This window comes from Mycoplasma bradburyae, assembly GCF_024338845.1.
GTDB classification, from domain to species: domain Bacteria; phylum Bacillota_I; class Bacilli_A; order Mycoplasmatales; family Mycoplasmoidaceae; genus Mycoplasmoides; species Mycoplasmoides bradburyae.
Map to the genome: position 1 here is coordinate 743,802 of NZ_CP101414.1, position 22,908 is coordinate 766,709.

Genomic DNA, 22,908 nt, shown 5'->3' on the forward strand with positions numbered 1-22,908 from the left:
GCAAAACATTTTATATTATTATAATCTACTAAAAAATTCCGTTTCGTGAATTTCTTCAATTTAAATATAGTATTTAAATGGTTTTTTAGTAAAGATTGGTTTGATCTTTTTACCATTCTCGATCCAACTACTAAAGAAATAAAGAGTTAGACCTACTAAAATAATCCCTATAAGTATATATGAAATAGCTGTATTAGCTTTAATAAAATTTATAGAAATTTTATCTTTGATAAAACTCGTGAAAAAATTAGCAAAGGTAATTGCTATTGAATTTGTTGTTTGATTTATGCCTAAGGGGGTTATTTTATTCGTTTTAAACCCGTAAGATAAAGCATGGGCTATTAATAGGTTGTACAAGATTCCATAACCAAATCCTGAAATTGATTGAATAGCTAAATAAACATATCCTTTATTAGTTGTTTCTAGCGCATCAGTATTGATTAATAAAATTAACCCTACATTGTATAGAATGAAGAATAAAGAACCAAACATGGCTACTAATCACTTATCAAAATACTTAACTCCAATAACACCCATTAATACTCCACCAAGTAGTTGAGCACCACTGAATATATTTGATAAATAACCTTCATAAGGAGCGCTATTGCTATTACCTACTAATTGCTGCAGTGTTATTTGAGCTATTCCATCCGATATAGCAAATTTGGTAAATATCACAATAGCAGCGAATATTATAGCTACAACAAAGCTATATATTTTGTTAAATGATTTATCAATTATATTTTTTGGATCATCTTTTTTTAAACCTACAAATTGCGGATTTTCCCGTAAAAATCATCAAAAAACAAGATTTATTATAATCGCAATTAATCCAATTAATCAAAGATATTTTGTAATCTCGACATCAGCAGTTTTGTTTTGTGTAATTGCTAGAGTTCTTATTAATGATTGGATCGGTGAAGCTATAAAATCAGCTAATAATGGCGGTATTGATAAAATTGATATCGCTAAAAAAGGTTTTTCTTTAGCATGTTGTTCATTAAATCATAATGAGAATGAACCAATACATGAAGCGCCTATTCCAACACCAATTACTTGTATTAAATTAGTTGCAAAACTAGGCTTAATAATTATCGGAATAAAAGTGACTAATTGTAACAAAAGAGCGGTAAAAATGACCTTTTTTCGTGATTTAAATTTTATTCCTAAATAGTCAAACAATGGTCTAGTAAAAATACCCACAAAACCATATAAACTTAGCGGTAAATATAATAAACCACGATCAAGCATTAAGTCATTATGTAAACTACCACGATAGCTTCTAACTAGAAAAATCGGAATTCAAAATATCGTGTAAAAAATAAAGAGTTTTTTATAACCCTTATTTTCAAATTTTATTTTTCAAAAAAAGATAGCACTTACAATCAGACAAATCAAAAACAACGATAAGTTAATTATTAATGATGTTTTGTATTTATCTGATACCATTATGCTTGCTTGATTAATGATTGTTGTTAACAATCAATCTAACTGATTATTCATCATCTTGCAATAATTTAGAGAATGTTTCTTGAGGAATTTGAACAGATCCAATCGCTTTAAGGCGTTTTTTACCTTCTTTTTGTTGTTCTAGTAATTTCTTCTTACGAGAAACGTCACCACCATAACACTTAGCTAATACGTTTTTACGCATAGCTTTAATTGTTTCACGTGAAATAATCTTTGAACCAACTGCTGCTTGAATTGGAATTTCGAATAAGTGTCTTGGTATCAAATCTTTGAGTTTTTCCACGATTTTTTTCGATTTCTGATAAACAAATTGGGTATGACTAATGAATGATAATGCATCCACTTTTTGTGAGTTTAGTAAAATATCAACTTTAACTAGATTTGATTCACGATAACCGATTAATTCATAGTCTAATGATGCATAACCTTTGGTAACTGATTTCAATTTATCAAAGAACGAATAAATAATTTCAGCTAACGGAATTTCGTAGATCAAGATTTTTCTTGTACTATCTACTTCTTTCATTTCTTGGTATTCACCTCTAAAGTTTTGACATAATTCCATTATTGAACCAATGAACTCATCTGGTGTTGAAATCGTTAATTTAACAAAAGGTTCTAACATTGCCTTGATTTTATTTCTTTCAGGCATCTTAGCAGGATTATCAACCTTAATGGTTTCGCCATTTGTTAAATTACATTCATACATAACTGATGGAGCTAAAAGAATTAAAGGAATGTTATATTCACGCACAATTCTTTCGCGAATTACATCCATATGTAATAAACCTAAAAAACCACAGCGAATACCAAAACCTAATGCGTTAGATGTTTCATATTCATACTCTAAAGCAGCATCAGTTAAAACAATTTTTTCCATAGCTACTTTTAAGTTTTGGTAATCAGCCGTATCAACTGGATATAACCCAGCATAAACCATCGGCATTATCTTACGATAACCTGGCAAAGGTTTATCGCAAGGATTATCAACAGTGGTAATCGTATCCCCTACATGAATATCGCGAATGGTTTTAATTGAAGCAGCTACATAACCCACTTCACCCGCTTCTAAATAATCCTTTTTTTGCATATTAGGATTTTTAATCCCTACTTCAGTAACAATATATTTGGCGCCATTAGCCATGAATAAGATTTCATCACCAACTTTTAATTGACCGTCAAACAATCGAATAAAACAAACTACACCTTTGTGCGGATCATAGTAACTATCAAAAATTAATGCTTTTAATGGATCGTTGTTTTCAGCTTTTTTAGGAGGCGGTATTTTCTTGATAATCGCATCGATAACATCTTCAACATTCAATCCTGTCTTAGCAGATATCAACGGAGCGTCTGAACAATCAATCCCGATTGTAGTTTCAATATCATTTTTTACTTTTTCGACATCAGCTGATGGTAAATCTACTTTATTGATTACAGGAATAATTTCTAAATTATTTTCTAACGCTAAATAAACATTAGATAATGTTTGCGCCTGAACTCCTTGAGTAGCATCAACTACTAATAAAGCTCCTTCACATGCCGCTAGACTTCTAGATACTTCATACGTAAAATCAATATGACCTGGTGTGTCAATCAGATGAAAAGTGTAATCTTCATTATTTTTATTAAACTTAAGCTGCGCAGCATTAAGTTTAATCGTAATACCACGTTCTCTTTCTAATTCCATGCTATCTAAAAGTTGATCCTTCATCTCTCTTTTAGATACTGTTCCAGTTATTTCAATTAAACGGTCACAAAGTGTTGATTTACCGTGATCAATATGAGCAATAATGCTAAAGTTACGTATGTTTTTTTTATCCATATATTTAGTCTGACTTAGTTTTATTATGCGCTAATTTTAAATTTAATGTATTTAATAGAACGCTTTCTTAATTTAGCCGGGAAATTAATGTATTTTTTAGAAATCTTAAGATGTGATCATCAAACAATGAAGTATGTTGTCGGAAAATAAACAAACAACATTGATATGATCACTGTCCAAGCTATTTTAGGATTGTTAATAACATCTGTAGCTGAACCATATACAGAATATGTGTTGTTGTCTTTAGTGTTATAAACATGCGGAATCGTCGCAATATAAATACCATAAATTAATGGATATATCATCCCAGGGATTAAGTAAGATCAAAACTTCTTAATTCCATTCGATGGCGCATAAACAAATTTAACAAAACCACAAACAACAAATACGATCGGATTGATCAGATGAACAAAAATACCTCTAGCAAAATTGATCGGAATTTTGATCCCTTCATATCCATCGTGCAGAGCGTTTAATATTAAATTATATCCAACAAAGGTGAATAAGATATAAACAATGCAAGCAATTAAAAACTTATCATTTTTTAAGAAGCTGTGCTTTGGAAAAAACACATAAAAAAACGAGAAAATTAATAATAATGTATTACTTTGGTTGGTAAATTTATCAATCACGGTATAACCATTTTTAAAGTTCTCAACCACCATCATGTTCTTACTTATTTCATTCGTTTGCAATGAATCAATTAGCCTTTGAACAATAAACCCAAAAGTAATTAAATTAAGTAAGAACACAAAAAAGAAGATTTTTTGCGTTCGATCTAGTTTATATTTGAATCAATAATCAAAGCTTTTAGTTTCCGTATCTAATGTATTCATAATTAATTTGTTAAGTTTTTATATTCTTATCATTTTTCTTATTTAGTTTTGTTTATCAACATAATTTTGTTTGTATTTATTGGATATCTTATTTACTCCTAGTCATACCAAATAACAAGTTAATGGTAATCAGATCAAGATTAAGAATGCTACTACTGGATAAGCAACCTGCGGATAATCTTTTGTATTAGTCGCTATATCATACACTGTATAAGTTGTTCCATCCTTAGTTTTATAAACAAAAGGAATTGTTGATGTATATATTGAATAAATAATCGGATATATACTAATCGGAATCAAATACTGATGGTATTTCTGTAACCTTATATTTGGGTCGTATATGTACTTAATAAAACCGCAAATAATAAATATGACCGGATTAAATAAGTGTTTGTATAAATCAACAAATAATCTAAAGCCTTTTTTGCTTAAAGCATAACCAATCTTTTTCTGGCTAGCTGCTAGATCTGAATTTGGTGAGACAACCGCTCCGATCGCATTAACAGCACTAATCGTATTATAAATAAAGAAGGTAAAGAAAATATAAGTAATACAAGCAATTAAAAACTTATCATTTTTAAGAAAACTATGTTTCGGAAAAAAGATGTAAATGGTTGAGAAGATTAGTAACAAAACATTACTTTGATTCGTAAATTTACCAATTACAACGAATGCATCCTTACCATTATAAAGAGCTGCAAAGATTCCATGAAGTACTAATAAAAATCCGATGATATTTGTAAAAAACACAAAAAGAAAGATCTTTTGCGATTTATTTAATTGATTTTTATATCAATTTTTAACACTAAATTTTCTAGGATTCAATGAACTCATACAGATTTTATTTTCAGGTAAAACAGCGGCTCTTTATTCTTTTTAAAAGTTTATAAAATGCTTTTAAAAAAGAAAAATGAACGATTAAATTCAAAATAACTTTGAATAAGCGTTCTTTTCTTTATTTCGTTTAGTTTTCTAGTGGTGTAGTACTCTTAGGTGGTACGTAGTATTTTGTGTTGATTTTTCTTGCCCCGAATCAAATAAGAAAGAATGTAATCGGGAAATAAACAAAAATCATTCCAATACAGATAGGTCAAGCTAATTTAGGATTTTTAATAACGTTTGTTGGCCCACCGTATACTGAATAATACTCACCATTAGCATGTGAATTATAAACATACGGAATAGTTATCACATAGATTAAGTAAATAATCGGATAGATCATTCCAGGGATAACAAACGCTTTGAAAGATTTAATTTTTTCAACAGGGTTAAATACAAATCTTAAGAAACCACAAACAATAAATACAACAGGGTTGATGAAGTGTAAGGTAATACTTGCAGCAAAAGCAGCTATTCTATTTTCATTTAATAAAGCTGCATAACCTTTATCTTTAGCCGTTAAATTCAAGATCAAGTTATATCCCACAAAAGTAAATAGGATATATGTCATACAAGCAATTAAGAACTTCTCATTTTTAAGTAAGCTGTTCTTTGGATAGAACACATAGACAAATGCAAATACTAATAATAAAAGATTACTTTGATTCGTAAATTTATCAACTTCCGTAAATCCGTTTCTAAAAGCTCTTTTTTCAGCAGGACCTATATTGTTGTGCATTAAACTATCTATAAAAGAATAGATAACAAATCCTAAGCCAACAATATTCAATAAAAACACAAAAAAGAACATTTTTTGCGATTTATTTAATTTGTTTTTGTATCAATTTTTAATACAAAAACGCTTATTATCTAAATTAGTCATTTTATTTAATTACTTTTCTTAATTTATCTTCTTTGCAAAGAATGAACCTAAAGCTCCGAATAATCTTACGTCACGAACAGTTAGTTTTTTGTTGTTTACTAAGCTAGTTAGCGCTTGAGTTTGAATAGCTGAATTATTAGCAGTCATAGCAATAATAGTTAATAATTCTGATTGAGATAAGCCTAATGCTTTATTAGAATCAGTTAATCATCCAGCACCTAATTTATCAACATCACTGTAACTAATTTGTTTAACATATGTTGCAATTCTTCTTAAACTACCTTTAACGAATAATGTGTTGTTTAGATCGTAGTTTTCTTCTTTTTTGTTACCGATGTATCCAACAAATCTTTCAAAAGCAGAAGCAGGAATCAAGTTGATCATTTTCTTGATTTCTTCTAGTTTCTTATCGTAACTTAAAGGATTGTTCTTATCATCTTTTTTGAAGTAGTCGTTACTTGGAACTCTAGTTTCATCAGTAATTCTGTTAGCTAGACTATCTAATTCACGTTCAGACTTAATTGAATCAACATAAGCAATTAAGTTATCTTTGTTTCCGTATCCAAAGAAAGTACCTTTTTCACCTGATGAACTGTATGTTGTGAATAAAGCTGATTTAACTTCTTCCGCGATAGGAGCTGAACTATCTTTAAATACTAATCCAGCAAATCCGTATTGAGGAGATTTAGGAGAATCTTCGCTTGCAGAAACTTTGTAAGTTAATGAACTGTTGTTTCAATAGTTAGGTTCTGCAATCTTACTAGCTTCTGAACTTACGATATTTTTTCAGTTAGATCCTTTTGATCCTAATATACCATCAGGGTTAGCATCAAATTTAGTTAACGGATTGTTATTAGTATCAGTGCTACTAGTCATATTTAAATTAACTGGTAATGATCAAGTGGCAAAAGCGACTTCACCAGGTTTAATGCTAGTTTTAGCTATTTGTTTGAAGTTTTGTAAATTATTTCTTAATAATCATTGAAGAGTGTATAAGTATTTGTAATAATTGAATGTTAATTCTGAACTAGGATTCTTATCTAATCTTTGATCATTTCACAGATTATTAACAATACCATTTAATGTACTAAAACTATTATAAACACCTTTAGATGTTTTGTCGCTTAACGATGAAAATACCGAAAACTGATAAACATTTCTTATAACATTTTTCAATGTAGTTTGATCTATCCCAAATGAAGATCAAACGCTACCGTCTTCAACCTTATAAAACTCTTTAAACTCTTTACTTGATTTAATGAATTCAGTTTTGATTTCATTAGTTAATAAAGATGAAGAGATAATAGAACCTAAAACTAAATTTAAAGCTAATTTTAGATTTTCTCATTTACTAAATTGTTCATCTTCAGCTTTAATATCTATAAAGGTATTTTGACTTTTACTATTAATTAAAACTGTTTCAACTTTTAATTTAGTTAACAATTCTTGAATTTTAGCATCTCTAGCTTCACGTTTATCTTTGATGTTTTTTTCAATACTCTTAGTTGTACCTGTTGTAGCATTTGTACCAGTTAACCCAAAAGTAGCTAAGTAGTATTGTTCTAAACCGTTATATGAACCATCAGCTGATCTTACATAAGGTAATTTAGCTGCTATACCATTGTTACCTGGTTGGTTGTTTTTTTGATTATCATCAAACGCTTTAGCGCGTTCATAGATTTTAGCTCTAATGTTTTGCACTTGAGTATCTAAATCAAGAGCTCTTTGGTATTCAACTTGCGACTTAACTAAATCATTAACTAAGTCATAAACTTTTTTAAAGCTAGTTTTAAAACTGAAGTTCCCACCATCTTCAATATTAAAGATATTGTTTTTGTCTTCAGGTTTTGATGTAGCTTCTTCATACATCTTACTTAACGTTAAGTATAAGTTTAGTGTTTGATCTTTATCATAGTATGACTTAACTTGGTTTTCTAAGCTGAAATCATATTTTTCATTATCAGCTAAACTTACAGATGATTTTAATAATGAACGGTAAGCTAAGAATTCTTTTTGTTTAGAAATATCTCTGCGCTTATCCATATTATTATTTAAATAGTATTCGCCACCATCTATAGCAATAACATGAATTCCATCTTTACCTCTAGCAAAGATGAATTTGTCAGCTTTTGTATTTTTAGAAGTAGCAGTAGTAGCTGCTGCAGGAGTAGCTGGAGCAGGAGTAGCAGGAGCTGAAGCTGGAGTTGATGAACCTTCTGACGAAACGACCATATCAGCAGCTCTAGACATTGGTTGAGATGAAACCTTCATTTGTTTCCCATCTCACTGAAATATTTCAAAAATCTTTTTGCTCTTATCAGCTAATTTAGCATAAGCCTCATAATACGGATCTTTAGTTCTATTAGTGCTATCAGCTTTTAATAAAGACTCATTTTCAACTGTTTGATAAGAAGTGTCAACTTCAGCAGTCTTCATTGGAGTTCCGTTTGTTGCATCCGGAGTTCTAATGAAGTTGTTCATTAAGTTGGTTTCATCTATTGAAGATTGAACATTACCTACATTATCTTTGTTAGGATTATTAGTTTGTCTTAGATATTGTTGAACAAAGGCAGCACTAAACGACACATCATAACTATTAAACATATCAGATGCAGTCATTAACAACTTACCACCAGCATCAGATGAGAAGTTGTTCGGAATATCAATTCCTTTAGTCTTGTCGTTTACATAACTATCTAAACCATTGCGAATGAATTGGTTATAAGCTCTCATTCCTTTATTTTCATCGAATGGTTGATCTTTAGGGTTTTTAAACGCTTGGAAATTATATCCAGCAACTAATGAACTAGCATTAACAACGCGGTCATTAAAAATAGAATTTAATCCGTCTTTTGGAGTATCATTAGTAAATACAATTCTAGATACTAAATTAGGATTTTCATTAGTTACTCAACTATCAAAAATATTAGCTTGGATTTGCGCTAAGAACTCTTTATTGTTTTGTTCGTTATCAGTTTTACTAAATCCTCCATTAGTAAACTTGATATTTTTTCAATTTTCTGGATTGCTTAATGTTTCTCTTGATGGAATTTTAGTTAGGTTTGAATAAACTGTTAAACCATCTGTGTTTGTAGATGTAGTTGGTGCGTAGTTTAAATATTGAGTTTCAAAAACAGAGTCAAGGAAATCCCTAATGATCTTTTGGTTTAATTGATTTTTTAGATAGCTTTCTTTAGTACCACCATTAGAGTCATATAATTGTGTTTGTAAAAGATCTTCATATTCATTACCATGAAGTTTCTTATTATCTTTAATTGATGTATCTAATTGATCTTTGATATCATCACTAAAGTTTTCGTATTTGTTTTTTAAAACTTGAGATTTTGAATCTTTGTAATAATTAGATAAAGATTCTGCTAACAATGTTGATAATAAAGTTTGAAAACCTTGGTTATTTTTTAAAGCAGTTGTTAATACAGATTGCGCTTGTAGTTTATAACCGCCTAAAATACTTTCATCACCATTTACAAAACCTTGGTTGATATTATTTTCACCATTGTTACTGTAACCTGTATTGAATCTATTAAATTGATTGTTAGCAACATTGCCACAAGAACTAGCAATGATTCCAGCGAAAGAAATTAAAGACAATAAGGATATTTGTCTTGTAATTCTTCGTTTTTTATTATTGTTTTGAAACATCAGTTTTACTCCAATTTAAAATTTTACTACTTTTTATTTAATTCTTTAGGGTCCATCTTAAACCTAAAGCATCATATAAACGTTTATCATTAACACTAATAAGTTGTTGACTGTTAATTATTGCTAGTTCAGCGTTGTTTTGGTAAGAACTATCAAATGCGTACTTAGCTATCACAGATAGTAATTCATTAACCGATAAACCTAGACGATTGTCTGCGCTTGTTAATCAAGATTTTCCACCCAATTTACTTACATCATTAAAATTAATTTGTTTAACATAAGTGGTTCAATTTGTTAACGACTTAGCTGCTCTGTATGGTTTGAATCCTTCAGGTTGAGTAGTTAAATCAGTTGAAGTTTTCTTATTCTCTCCGATGTAACCAACAAATTTTGTATAAACGTTATTACCTAAAATATTCTTATCACTTAATGTGTTTATTAAGGTAGTTTTTCTTTGACTAAATTCGATCGGTTTACCATTAGCATCAGTTTCAAATAAATTAATATTAACCTTAGCTCTTTTTAGTAATTCTACAAAAGTATCTAACTCACGATTGCTAGTTAAAGAATTAACGTATTTAATAACTTCGTCTAAAGAACCACCGAATGAGTATAAGATACCATCTAATCCAGATTGTTCAAAATTATCAAATAAAACTGATTTAACTTCATCATTTAAGTTAGCTGTTGAGTTGGCTACACTTAATCCATTGAATCCATAAATACGTTTATCAGTTGTTTCATTACCAACAGTTGAATAATTAGTATTCTTAGCTTTTACATTTGGATCGCTATCAACAGTTTTATTGATATTGATAAAGTCAAACTTACTTCCTTGTAAGTAATCAGGGTTAGCGATAAATTTATTGAAATCTACTTTATCTTGAGTAGCAGCAATATTACCGTTTTCTTCTAACTTAGTTCCACTAGTTAATGTTCAAGAAACATTAGCACTAATACCTCTTGTAATTTGGTTAGATAAGATCTTCTTGAATTCTGCTAAGTTATCTTTAATTAAATATCTAAATGTGTTTATATATCTTAAATAATTAATTGAAGCATTGTCATTTGGATCGGTTATAGTAGTTAGACTATTAAAGTAATTTTCTAAAACTTTTTTATATTCATCTTGAGTTGTTCAAGAACCATATTTAAGTTTATCTGTTTTTGTTTCTCAAGTACTTTGAATGAAATAAAAATCAACTACATCTTTGATTTGCTTCGCTTCAATGTTTTCATAATCTTTAAATTCATGTTTAGAAGCATCATAGAATTTCTTGAAGTCTTCATCATTTAGATAGAATTGTTTTCTAAAATTATTAGCTGAAGTTGGTAACGCGATTGTTGCGTTGATAGCAGCATTAATCCCAACATCATAACCACTATCATATCTAGAAGTTACAAAAACATTTTGTGAGTATAATTGAGAACTTACACCAGTAAGAAGTAATGTATCGATTGCAGCTTTAATACTCTTATCATAATTATCTTTAGCATCGTTTACTACTTTATTAAATAATTGAGTTAAACCTGTATCTTTTGTAGCTAAACTTGCTTTATCTAGCAAGTTGTTTTCAACTAATAATTCTTTGTAGTAACTTTCAATACCTAAATAAGTCCCATCACTAGCTGCTGGATGAGGTAATTTAGCAGCTAATCCAATGCTAGGTGATTTGTTTGATTTAACTAAATCATCAAACATCTTAGCTCTTTCTAAAATCTTATCTCTAACATTTAAAGCATCGTTTCTAACTTTTTTAGCATAGTTATATTGAGCTTTATTTTTAGCTAGATCTGAAAGAATAGTTGAAACTTTTTTTAAAGAGTCTAAAAATTTCTCATTACCTTTTTTATATAAGAATGACTTATCATTATTCACTGCATTTAGTAAGAACTGCATTATTAAGGTAATGTTGTTGTCATCAAAATATTTCTTAACAGATTCTAATAAGTTAAATTGATAAGTTTTTTCGCTAAAGTATTTAGGAAACTCACTATTCTTTAATAATTCATTTCTGAATAATAAGAATTGTTTTTGTTTCTCAATATCTCTAGTGTTACCAGTTAAGTAATAGTTAGCGCCATCAATAGCAATGATATGAATACCATCCTTACCTCTAGATAAGATGAATTGCTTAGCTATTTTGTTTGCATCTTCATTTGTTGATTTAGGTCTGATATATTCATGAATACTAGATTTACCTTCAGCGTAATCTTTATATACACTGTAGTAGCTATTTTGATCAATCTTATCAACTAAAATACTTGATTTAATTTTTTCAGATATTTCTTTTAATTGATTATCGTTTGAAGTTAAATCTAATTTAGTTGAATATTTAGAATTCGCATCTGCCTGATCAGCAAAGATAAAATTCTTCATAATGTTGTCCGGATCAAGTGTAACCGATGCTACTGCATTATCCTTATCAACATTATTAACTAAATCTTGATATTGTTGTACATAAGCAGTACTAAAAGCAACATCAAAAGAATTAAACATTCCGCTAGCAGTCATTAACAACTTACCACCAGAATCTGATGAAAATTGATTTAAAAAATCTACTGTGTAGTTTTCTGGATTGTAATAATTATTCAACCCATCGTTAGCTACTAATTGTTTGAATCCAGTCGATAGTTTAGGTGAAGTTTTATCAACAACTTTATTTGGATCAGTAAAAGCTTGGAAATTATAAGTAGCTCTAAGATCATCACCTAAAATTTTTTTATTAAATATCTGATCCAATCCACCTCTAATATCTTCATTAGTAAATACTAATCTAGATACTAAATTCGGATTTTCTTTTCTAACTCATTGATCAAAAACATACGATTGAAAATCAGCAAACATCTGTTTATTGTTTTGCTCTGATTTATTATCTGTGTAACCTTCAGCATAAAACTTGATGTGTTTTCAATTTTCAGGCTTACTTACTTCGTCGATTAAAGGATTAGCAACAGGTTTATTATCATCATTAAAATAACCTAAATAATCATTTTGGAAAACTAATGATGAGAAATCAGTAAAGACATTAGTAAGAACTTGTTTGCGTTTATAAGCATCAACAGTTCCGCCGTTAATATCTAATACATCTGTTTGTCTTCTAACTTCAAAATTTCTTCTAAATTGATTTCTTAAAGAAGTTGTTTCACTTTCTAACTTAGTATCAGCTTCTTTCTCTCAATTTCGATATTTTTCAACTATTTCAGAAGATGCATTATTTTCATATCAATTCTCTAATGAATCTGCTAACAAATATCTAGCAAAATTGTTAAAACCTTGATCGTTTTCAAGTGAGTTTTGAAGAACTTCATTGAAAGAACCGACACTAGAGTTACTAAAATTTCTTGGATTAGACTCAGTCTTAAAAAGTCCGTCTAAGACTTGTTTTTCCACAGCACTAGAACAGCTGCTGGCAACTAAGCTCATCACAGATATGCCACTTAATAAAAAGGAAGTTGCAAGAATTTTATTTCTTTTGTTTTTAAACATGAATTTAGATATATAAATAAATGAAGAAACACGAGGGATTCTTCAACTATATCGTTTTTTATTATACTATATCACTATTTTATGTATTTATCAACGCAAACGTGAAAGATTGAAAAAGTTTTCTAAATGAGGTTCTGATAATTTGATTAAACTAATTACACAAATTATTAAAATGGGTAACCTTAAAGTTTCTTTAATCACTCTTGGAATTAAGTAAGCGCTTAAAATAAAATCTTTGGATTTTGGTTTTTGATGAACTACATTAATTAAGAATTCATTAATTGATATTGTTCCTAACACTAATGAATAAAGAACCGATAAAGTAATCATCATAGTCGAAACATATAAAAATAGTTTAATCGATTCTTTAGTTTTTTTATTTCTTAAGTATAGCAATCAACTTATGATTTCTGAAAAAATAAAAAATAAACCAATAAATACGAAACTTAGTGTTGATCCAAACGAATTGTTTCTTATCAATATTTTTTCTGTGTCTGTATTGTTGTATAAAGATAAAAAGATGAACCCCGAAACACAGAATCCAATAATTAAAACTTGTTGAAATAAAAAATCTAAGGAATTAGAACTGTATTGTTTTCTAATTCGATAAATCGAACCAAACAGAGAAGCAGTAAATACAATCATCGGTTCTTGAATAGCATAAAGTCAATACCATACACCACCTTTACCTAAAATAAATGAAAGTGTATCAGTTAAAAAACCTATTGGTATAGCAGTAACTGGACCGAAAATTCAACCAATTAAAGCTAATCCTACTCAAGAGATTCCTAAACTTATCGTGGGACCTATCTTTATAACAAAAAAACCTAAAACAACTTTTAAAGCTATAAACATAGATAAAAAAGAAATAAGGTAAATGTTATACCTTAATTTAAGTGGTCAGAACGGTAAAAAAAACCTAATGATTGCTAATTTATTTATCGGTTTTTTAGCAACATCAAACTGATTTTTAATAGCTATTTTTTGCAATATTAGAATACCTTATTAGATGAATCGCTAGAATTATTTCTTTCGAAAATAGAAGTTATTTCGTTAGCTGCTTTTTTGATTTCTTCTGCATATTTATCAACAGCTTCATCAATTTTTTCTTTATCAATTTTTGGTTTGAAGAACATTGAAATCACAATTAAAAATATAATTGCCAAAGGTATTGAAATTAATCCTATTCAAATAATTTTAGTAACTTCATAGACTGTATCAGCAGGAATCACTACAGCCTCTTTTGAAAAGAAAATTTTCGAAGGAACTGAATACAAGTGTTTAATTCCATCAAGTAATGAACCTCCAGAATAAGGACTAAAGAATGGCGAAAAAGAATAAAACACTATGAATAATAATAGATAAATTAATGGTTTAATTCTAAAACTATATCTTAAGTTGTCATTAATATGAGGAGGTTTTACTTCTTTATTAGTGTATGTAGAAATTAAAGCGATAGCGTTTTGAGATTTTTTAAGCGATGTTTTACCTATTGCTGAAGTTATGTATGTATAAGCGCAAATAATATTTACAGCAACTAATAATAACGTAGAGGTAGTATTTATCGGAGATAGTATTGGATAATTTTTATTATCTATAGCAGATACAAATGTTGGTATTTCTTGATTTTGATATAAAACGAAGTATCAAGCTAATAACCCTAACCCAAAAACAGCGAATATTAAACATATTACAGAAGCTAAGTAGTTCAATATAATCATTAATTTAGATTTTTCTTTAAATAAGAAAAATTTACCAATATCAGATTCAGATTTAACAACGATCGAAGCAAATTGTTTGTAATCAGGTTGACTGATTGAAGAAATGATTTTTTCTAAATTTTCTTTCAAATCAATAGAGGAACCTAATGGAACACTAAAAGAAGTTTTTTTATTTAATTCTTCTTCATCCTCGATATCAGATACTGTTGGTGATGAATTAATATCATTCTTATTATTATTTATTTCTTCATCATTACTTTCAACTACATTTTTTTCTTTTTCATTGACTTTAGGTTTGTCAATTATTTCATCAAATGATTTATTAAAAGTATTAAGAATGAAAATATCAAGATAATTGATATCATCATTAGCATCATCAAATGAGTCGTAAGAAACCAATTTATCGCTAGTATATTTGCTAGTTGTAAACTTGTTAAGTTTATTTAAAGCAAATTCAACATATTCCAAGTTATCAGAAGCATTTTCAGTTTTACTAGCCAAAAATTTATAAATAGCAATCTGTTTAAATAAAACAGCTCTAAACGCCTCATTGTTCTTTAATTCAGTTTCAAACTTTTCACTATTTAAAATTGTGTTAAGTTTGTATTTAATTTTATCTATAGTTGAATTAAGTTCTATCGACATATTTAATCAATACCTCTTATGATGAAATATTTAAGAGATTGGTAAGGATCAGCCAAACTTCTTTTATTATTAATATCTAATTTTAACAAATCAACAATAAAATCCTTTATTACTTTATCAGATTTTACATAAATATCTCTATATGTATATTTTAACCAATAAATATTAACGCCCATTTTTTTAGCTATATCTTCATCAGATAATTTCATTTTTTTACCAAGCAATAAGAAATATATTTTACTAAGCATCGTAATCAGAGTAGAAATAATTTCGCTTGGTTGCCTCTTATTATCAATTAGATCCTGATATATATTTAATATTTCTTGAACATTATTATTGATAATCTCTTTAGCTAAGTTGTAGATTAATGTATCCGAATGATCAATTATTATTTTATCTATCTCTTCACGGTTGTTTAAGCTTTCTTCATCAACAAATTCCAATTTTTTAATTTCACTGCATATTAGTCTTGCATCGTTATTAGTATTTTTATCAATAAAATAAGGAAGTCAATTTGGATAATTTTTATTTAACTTATCTAACTCTTTTGTTATGAAATTAAACTTAGAATTATTTTTACTATCTAAGCTTTTTATCTCATTTTTACCGTCAATTTTTAATAAATCTGTTTTTTTATAATCATATTTACTATCAACTATTAAAAAAACTTGTTTAGATGAATTATTAATAGTATTTATTAACGCTTTACTACTATTTAAATCAAATTCTTTATATAAAAATGCAGGATTAATAATTGCTATAATTTCATTCGAATTATTGTTGAATAACCCAGTACTTAAGTATTGAGATAAATTAGTATTTTCATCATAGTTAACTCAAACAATATTTTTATTCTTATTTTTCTCTCTTAAATTTATTTGAGCTAAATATAAATCGTCACAAATCACTAAATAAGACACTTTAGATTAACCTCATCACCCACATATTACTGATAAATAAATAATAAATTAATAAATAGTAATAAGGTGTTCAATTAGCTAATTCAGATAAATTTATAACGAAATAATTTATTTGAAAAGTTTCTATAATGATAAAAAAGACATTATGCAAGATTTCTAAATACGGTCAAATAACATTAAATGGGAATAGAAAAAGATTTAAAAAATAGATACTCATAATAATAGGACTCAAAATTATTGATCAAAATATTGTCAATAAATTTATCTTCCCATAACCATTAATAATCAAACCGCCTAACACTATATTGATAAGCACACTCGAAATTATTGATTTAGCAAAATTATTTATTTTTTCAATTTGATAAATTGCAGTTATTACAGATACACTTAAATAGCTTAGCATATAGGAATAGCTCAGAAAAGCATATGGATTAAATAACAATAATACTAGTCCAGAAATCGCTAAAACTAAAAAACTTATATCCTTTTCTTTTATAATTTTCTTAAGAATAAGATTAATAAATAAACATAGTAATATTCGTGTTACTCCATAACTAAAACTCAATAAGTAACAATAAAAAATTAATACCGGAAATGACACAAAATTACCGATGATTTTTGATTTTTTAAATATTTTTTGAATAGTTATATTTATTAAAGATAAATGCAACCCACTAACAACTAATAAATGCGCTATTGATAAGTTTAATATCTGGTTATATATAACTCTATTATCATTGTTTCTAATATTAAATATCATTAATAATAAAAATCCTCTTGATTGTTTTCTTTCGTTTGTATTAAGATATTTCAAAATTATTTTTCTAAGATCATATTCTTCTGGTATCCTATCTAACAACTCTTTAAAACTAACCCCTTTAATATCAAGAAAATAATAAATAAGATAATACCCTAAAAATAAAACAAATAATACGCAAATAAAAATTGCTATTTTGCAATTAAACAAAAAGAATGAAACAATAAAAAAAACTACGCCTAGGATTCCTATCAGTATCCATTGTTGTTTATTAAATGTATAACCCAACAATCAAATGGAAACTAAACAGAACATCAATGCTAGTCCGTAGTTTTCTTTTATGTTTATTCTTCTTTTTAATTCCATATACAAGATATGGAAAAAAATCTTATTTTAAAGAATTTAATTTATCTTCTTTTAGTTTTAACTCTTCTTGATAGTTATTTAATTTTTTAACTTCAGCCTCGTATTTTTCTTTTGGAGCTTTATTCTTGAAGTTTTCATTATTAACTATATTTAAACTTCTTTCAACTTCTTTTTGAAGTTTTACTATTTCAGCTTTTAATTTATCAATAATTTTTGACTTATCATTCTCATAAACAACATAGAATTCATTATCATCTGATGCTATCAAGAATAAATCGTCAAGTTTTTGGTCACTTATCTTAATAAGATTTATGTTTTCTGTTTTTAAATATTTAGTTAAGTCTTCAATATAACTTACATCATTCTTGTAAAGAACGTTTAACTCTGTTTTAGATTTCAATTCGAAACTTTGTTTGAAATTTCTAATCTTAATAACTATTCCTAAAATATTATCAAAGTTAGACGTTTTTTGTTTAATATCAATTAAGCTTGGTCATTTTTCAAGAATGATCGAAGGTTTTTTATTACTAAATTCAAACACATTGTATAGTTGTTCAGTAATAAATGGAACAGAGGGATGAAGCATAACTAATAAATTCCTAAACATTTTATTAGCTAGATCATATTTAGCTTTAGATCATCCGTTTTTCTTATTGAATTCAATATAAACATTAGCAAAATCATCTCAAATGAAATCACTTAATTGTTTGTTTGACAGAGCGAAACGGTATTCCTTTAATTTATCTTGAACACCTTCATTAACATCGTTAAAACGGTTAATAATTCAATAATCTAAACTATCTAACCCTTCATCAGTTAATTTAGTTACATCAATTAAGCTAATATATCTAGCTAAATTTCATAGTTTATTTAAAAATGAAGCTGCTGCATTCATTTTTTCGGTATTATACGAAACATCTTCACCTGGTGAAGTATTTGATGTTAAGAATAATCTTAAAGCATCTGAACCATATTCATCAATTACCTGAATTGGATCAATTCCATTATTAAGTGACTTCGACATCTTGCGGTTTTGATCATCTAATATCAAACCATGCAATAATAAGTCTTTGAATGGAATTGATTTTTTAAGCAATCAAGACATGATCACCATTCTTAACACTCAAAAGAATACAATATCATAAGCAGTAACTAACAATGAATTAGGAAAATTATCAGCAAACTCTTTATCATCAATTCCTTCATTAAAACATATTAAAGGTCACAATGCTGATGAGAATCAAGTATCCAAAACATCCGGATCTCTTATGTAATCTTCACCTGGTGAAGTTATACTCACTTTAATATCTTCAGAATTATTCTTATTATATCAAGCTGGTATTTGATGACCTCATACAAGTTGTCTTGAAATACATCAGTCTTGATTAGAATCCAATCAATTATTAATCGTATCTAAGAAACGTTTAGGATAAATTTTGATATTATCAGGATTGTTAACTAATTTTTTAATCTCATCAACAAATTTAGTTGTAATCAAGAATCATTGCTTCGATAATAACGGTTGAATAATTGTATTAGAACGATCAGAATAACCGATATTGCTTACTATTTCTTCAAACTTAACGTATTTATTTTCTTTAATTAATTTATCAACAATTAGTTCTCTAGCTTGATAAACATCAACACCTTCAAATTCTAAAGCTAGTTCATTAAGTGTTCCGTCAAAGTTAATACAGCTTAATTCTGGTAAATTATGTTTTTTAGATAATGCATAGTCATTATGATCATGCCCTGGGGTACATTTCATAACCGCACTACCAAAGTCGATGTCAATGTATTCATCGACTAAAATCGGAATTAATTGATTGTTCAATGGATTAATCAATTTTTTATCGTGATATTTTAAATATCTTTCGTCATTAGGATTAACAAAAACAGCCACATCAGCATAGATTGTTTCAGGTCTAGTTGTAGCTATTTCAAGATAATCTTCGCTATCTTCTAGATAATACTTAATATAATGTAATTTTTGCGTTTTTTCCTTATTGATTACTTCAATATTTGATATAGCAGTATTTAGTTTAGTGTCTCAGTTTACAAGTGTATATTTCTTAGTTATATATCCTTGTTCATAAAGTTTTACAAAAACATCTAAAACATATTTATTTGACTGTTCTGATAAAGTAAATTTTTCTTTTTTTCAATTAAGCGCTAAACCTAACGATTTAGCTTGATTCTTAATTGTTTTAGATGATTCTTGTGCTCATTTATAGATGTTATTAAAGTGGGTTTGGCGATCGTCTTTTTTGTAATCAATATTATTGCTTCTTTGAATTGATTCGAATTTTGTTTGCGTAGCAATCCCTGCATGATCAGTACCAGGAATTCAATTAATATTTCCAGTTACTAACTTTTTATAACGAACAATTAAGTCTTGAATCGATAAATTTCAAGCGTGACCAATATGTAATTTACCCGTTAAATTAGGTGGAGGCATAATCACACTAAACGGTTTTGTGTCAGATAAACAAAAATCAGATTTTTGATTAGCATAATCAGTATCTAATCAAAAATCTACAACACCTTCACTTATGTATTTATGATCGTATTTTTGGTTTAAATCCAGTTTTTTTAATTGTTTCATAATTTACGAATTAACATCTATAATTCTTAACATTAAGTTATTTAAATTTTGCTTGTTTTTAGCGCTTATTAGAATGATTTTTTCTTCATTAACCTTAAGAGCATTTAAGATCTTATGTTTATTGTTAGGATAAGCTGATTTAGGGTATTTATCAATCTTGTTAAAGACAATATAATAATCAATTCCAAGAGTTGATAACAGCTTGGTTATTTCCATATCTTGTTGAGTTATTACACCAAGATCAAGAACTAAAAAAATGCCAGCTAAATTTTCTCTATGATTCAAATAATCAGTTAAAAAAGCTGATATTTCTTCTTTTTGAGATTTCTTGATTCTTGCATAACCATATCCAGGTAAATCGACGATTCTCTGATTACTAATCTCATAAAAATTCATAGTAACCGTTCGACCTGGGGTTTTTGATGTATGAGCTATCTTAGCGTTTGCTAGACCGTTAATAATTGTTGATTTTCCAACATTTGAACGACCTATTAAGCACACTTCTTTTTTTGAATCGTTAATGCACTCTTTTAAGCTAGTAGCGCTTTTAATAAAACGATTCATTATGGTTATTTCATTTCCTTAGAATATGCACGCATCATTTGTTTTATTTGAGCTTCAGATGGTTTACGTCCCATTTGAGCATATAAACTGCGAATTTGTGCTTCTGTTATCGGTGGGTTTTTACGCATCTGACGCTTAAAGACTTTAATTGCAATGATGTAACCTAAAATAGCTCCAGCTATTAAGCATAAAGGTATACTCAAACCTAGTGATAATGCTAATTCCATTTTTGTCTCCTAATTACTATCCTTATTTTTCTTATCTTGGTCGTTATTGATATCGCTATTGCGCTTTAAGATATCAGCGCCATTATTTTTATTAATATCGATTTTACCACTCAATAGATAATGACCATATTGATCTTGATCATTATCAAATTCAGTTGTATTAGTTCTTGAATCTAATGATTTTATTTTATTATTATTAGTTTTTTGTGAACGCTTAGATTTTTTGAAATGAACAGTATGTTCTTTCATTTGATCAATTGAGTTTAGTTCAAGTGGGTTTTTAGATAAAACATTACCTCATGCAACTTCTTCCATTCTGTCCATATAATAACTTGGGAAGTTGTTTAGCAAAACAGATTTTGCTACAGAATCCATGTTATCAAAATGTTCTAATGATAATACCGAAATGATTCTAGGCATTATCCCATTTTTTAATAATTCTTCGCGAAAACTTAATGCTTTTATTAAATCTGCACCACAAGCAATAATGTTAACAGTAGCATAATTATGCGTGTTTAATTCATAGCCAGCTAAATTAATGCCATCCACCATAATATTAACTAAATCCGAAACATGTGGCAAAACAATAAAGGTATCTTTTTTGTTTTGTTTATTAAATTCACATATTGAATATTTTAATTCTTCGTATGTTCCTGGTTGTAATAACAATGTGTTGTTTTGGTATGCGATTGAATTACAAATTGAATTTAAATAATTAAAAGATAAACCCTTAGGAGTATTTACTAAATATAAGAATTTATTGTTGCATTGTTGTAAGTTTGGATCAGTTATAATCGATGATATTAGGTTGATATCAGTATTAATTACTGGTAAATGAACTTTGTTGTGCGCTATAGCGCAAGCAATAACTTTAGCCAGTTCAATTCATTGCCCTAATAATATTAAACGATCAGAATTGATTTGATTTAGTTCATTTTCCAACTCATAATCATTATCGTTAACTTCTAATAAAACAGAGTTAGGTTGTTCTTTAAAAATAACTGCTTTTAATTTAGCTAATGATTGATTACTATCAATCTTATCTGAGTTGAATTCCCAATCCTTATAATTTGTTAAATAGTCATCTAAAACAATATTTCGTCTTTTTAATTCATCTAGTTGATTATTTATTAAATCTTTTAATTTATTAACACGTGTTTGTTGGGTCGGGTAAATATCATTTGCAGTTTCATATAAAACCTTAAATTCTTCACCATAGTATTCAAAACGCTTGATTAATTTGTTTAATTCTTCTTGATCTAGTTGAGTTCTTAATACTTGACTAGTACCAGCAATTTCTGAACCATGCCCAACAACAGTGTTGATATCAACAAAAGCAGGACGATTAGCATTGACTGCATATTGGAACGCTACATCAACTTTATCAACATTGTTAGCATTCAATACACTGATGTATTTATAACCCATCTTCTTAACAATTGTTGAAAAGTCAGTTATTAAATAATCATCATTAGCTCCGCGTTCTTCAAAAGAATTATTATCATAAATAATAACTAAGTTATCTAATTTTTGATTAATAGCAGTTTTAAGAGCTGATAAACCATAATTAGAATTCAAATCAGCACTACTAACAATACAATAGATTTTATTAGTTTTTGTGTAATGAGAAGCTTTTTGTATTAACTTAGAATCTATTGCTAAACCTACAGCATAAGCAAGATTATAACCTGGTTGCTTATTCGAAAAATCGTAAAGATTTCTAATCTTTTTTTCATAAGAAAAATCAATTAGATCATCAACTTTTATATCAGGATGTTTTAATAAGTAAAAACAAGCCCTAATATTAGATCCACCTAATTGTTTTGAAACAACAAGTTTATCATTATAGCTTGCATCTATATCATTAACATCCATAACAAAATAGTTGCGGAACAAGACATAAAGATAACTCGCTGAACCAAATCCATATGCAGCTTTCCCTATAAAACTATTATTGACACTATCAAACATTAAGAATCTAAAGTTATTAACGATTGTATGTGAGTTTTTAGGGAAAGGCTTATTTTGATAAATCGACTTAATAACCATGTTTTCTA

At 28.0% G+C, this 22,908-nt stretch carries 15 protein-coding genes; all 15 read right to left on the reverse strand.

Going from position 1 to position 22,908, the window contains the following annotated elements; genetic code table 4:
* Positions 1-60: 60 nt before the first annotated feature.
* Entirely contained in the window at positions 61-1,503 is a 1,443-nt protein-coding gene (locus tag NMG68_RS02900; RefSeq protein ID WP_255034467.1) for an MFS transporter, read from the reverse strand.
* Positions 1,496-3,295 carry a translation elongation factor 4 gene (gene lepA, locus NMG68_RS02905; protein WP_255034468.1) on the reverse strand — a complete coding sequence of 600 codons (1,800 nt, stop codon included), beginning with the start codon at positions 3,293-3,295 and terminating at the stop codon, positions 1,496-1,498. The genes NMG68_RS02900 and lepA overlap by 8 nt, the downstream gene beginning before the upstream one ends.
* A gap of 23 nt (positions 3,296-3,318) precedes the next feature.
* Positions 3,319-4,131, reverse strand: coding sequence for a DUF1600 domain-containing protein (locus tag NMG68_RS02910; protein ID WP_255034469.1), 813 nt, complete (start codon positions 4,129-4,131; stop codon positions 3,319-3,321).
* 42 nt (positions 4,132-4,173) lie between these two features.
* Positions 4,174-4,965 (reverse strand): DUF1600 domain-containing protein, encoded by a 792-nt coding sequence (locus NMG68_RS02915; protein ID WP_255034470.1) that lies wholly within the window; start codon positions 4,963-4,965, stop codon positions 4,174-4,176.
* Positions 4,966-5,095: 130 nt separating this feature from the next.
* Positions 5,096-5,893, reverse strand: a complete 798-nt coding sequence (locus NMG68_RS02920; RefSeq protein ID WP_255034471.1) for a DUF1600 domain-containing protein — start codon at positions 5,891-5,893, stop codon at positions 5,096-5,098.
* Positions 5,894-5,911: 18 nt separating this feature from the next.
* Positions 5,912-9,556, reverse strand: coding sequence for a DUF3713 domain-containing protein (locus NMG68_RS02925; protein ID WP_255034472.1), 3,645 nt, complete (start codon positions 9,554-9,556; stop codon positions 5,912-5,914).
* Between the two features lie 37 nt (positions 9,557-9,593).
* Positions 9,594-12,983 carry a DUF3713 domain-containing protein gene (locus tag NMG68_RS02930; protein WP_255034473.1) on the reverse strand — a complete coding sequence of 1,130 codons (3,390 nt, stop codon included), beginning with the start codon at positions 12,981-12,983 and terminating at the stop codon, positions 9,594-9,596.
* Between the two features lie 150 nt (positions 12,984-13,133).
* The gene (locus NMG68_RS02935; protein ID WP_255034474.1) at positions 13,134-14,036 is read right to left on the reverse strand and encodes an ECF transporter S component; all 903 of its coding nucleotides are present in this window, start codon (positions 14,034-14,036) and stop codon (positions 13,134-13,136) included.
* Between the two features lie 2 nt (positions 14,037-14,038).
* Complete coding sequence (locus NMG68_RS02940) at positions 14,039-15,412, reverse strand: hypothetical protein (RefSeq protein WP_255034475.1); 1,374 nt, start codon at positions 15,410-15,412, stop codon at positions 14,039-14,041.
* 2 nt (positions 15,413-15,414) lie between these two features.
* Entirely contained in the window at positions 15,415-16,332 is a 918-nt protein-coding gene (gene holA / locus NMG68_RS02945) for a DNA polymerase III subunit delta (protein ID WP_255034476.1), read from the reverse strand.
* 1 nt (position 16,333) lies between these two features.
* The gene (locus NMG68_RS02950) at positions 16,334-17,455 is read right to left on the reverse strand and encodes a ComEC/Rec2 family competence protein (protein ID WP_255034477.1); all 1,122 of its coding nucleotides are present in this window, start codon (positions 17,453-17,455) and stop codon (positions 16,334-16,336) included.
* 22 nt (positions 17,456-17,477) lie between these two features.
* Positions 17,478-20,060, reverse strand: coding sequence for a valine--tRNA ligase (gene valS, locus NMG68_RS02955; protein ID WP_255034478.1), 2,583 nt, complete (start codon positions 20,058-20,060; stop codon positions 17,478-17,480).
* A gap of 3 nt (positions 20,061-20,063) precedes the next feature.
* Positions 20,064-20,624, reverse strand: a complete 561-nt coding sequence (gene yihA / locus NMG68_RS02960) for a ribosome biogenesis GTP-binding protein YihA/YsxC (RefSeq protein ID WP_255034480.1) — start codon at positions 20,622-20,624, stop codon at positions 20,064-20,066.
* Positions 20,625-20,629: 5 nt separating this feature from the next.
* Positions 20,630-20,851: a YneF family protein gene (locus NMG68_RS02965; RefSeq protein WP_255034481.1), complete on the reverse strand. Its 222-nt coding sequence runs from the start codon at positions 20,849-20,851 to the stop codon at positions 20,630-20,632.
* Positions 20,852-20,860: 9 nt separating this feature from the next.
* Positions 20,861-22,900, reverse strand: a complete 2,040-nt coding sequence (locus NMG68_RS02970) for a thiamine pyrophosphate-dependent enzyme (protein WP_255034483.1) — start codon at positions 22,898-22,900, stop codon at positions 20,861-20,863.
* Between the last annotated feature and the right edge of the window lie 8 nt (positions 22,901-22,908).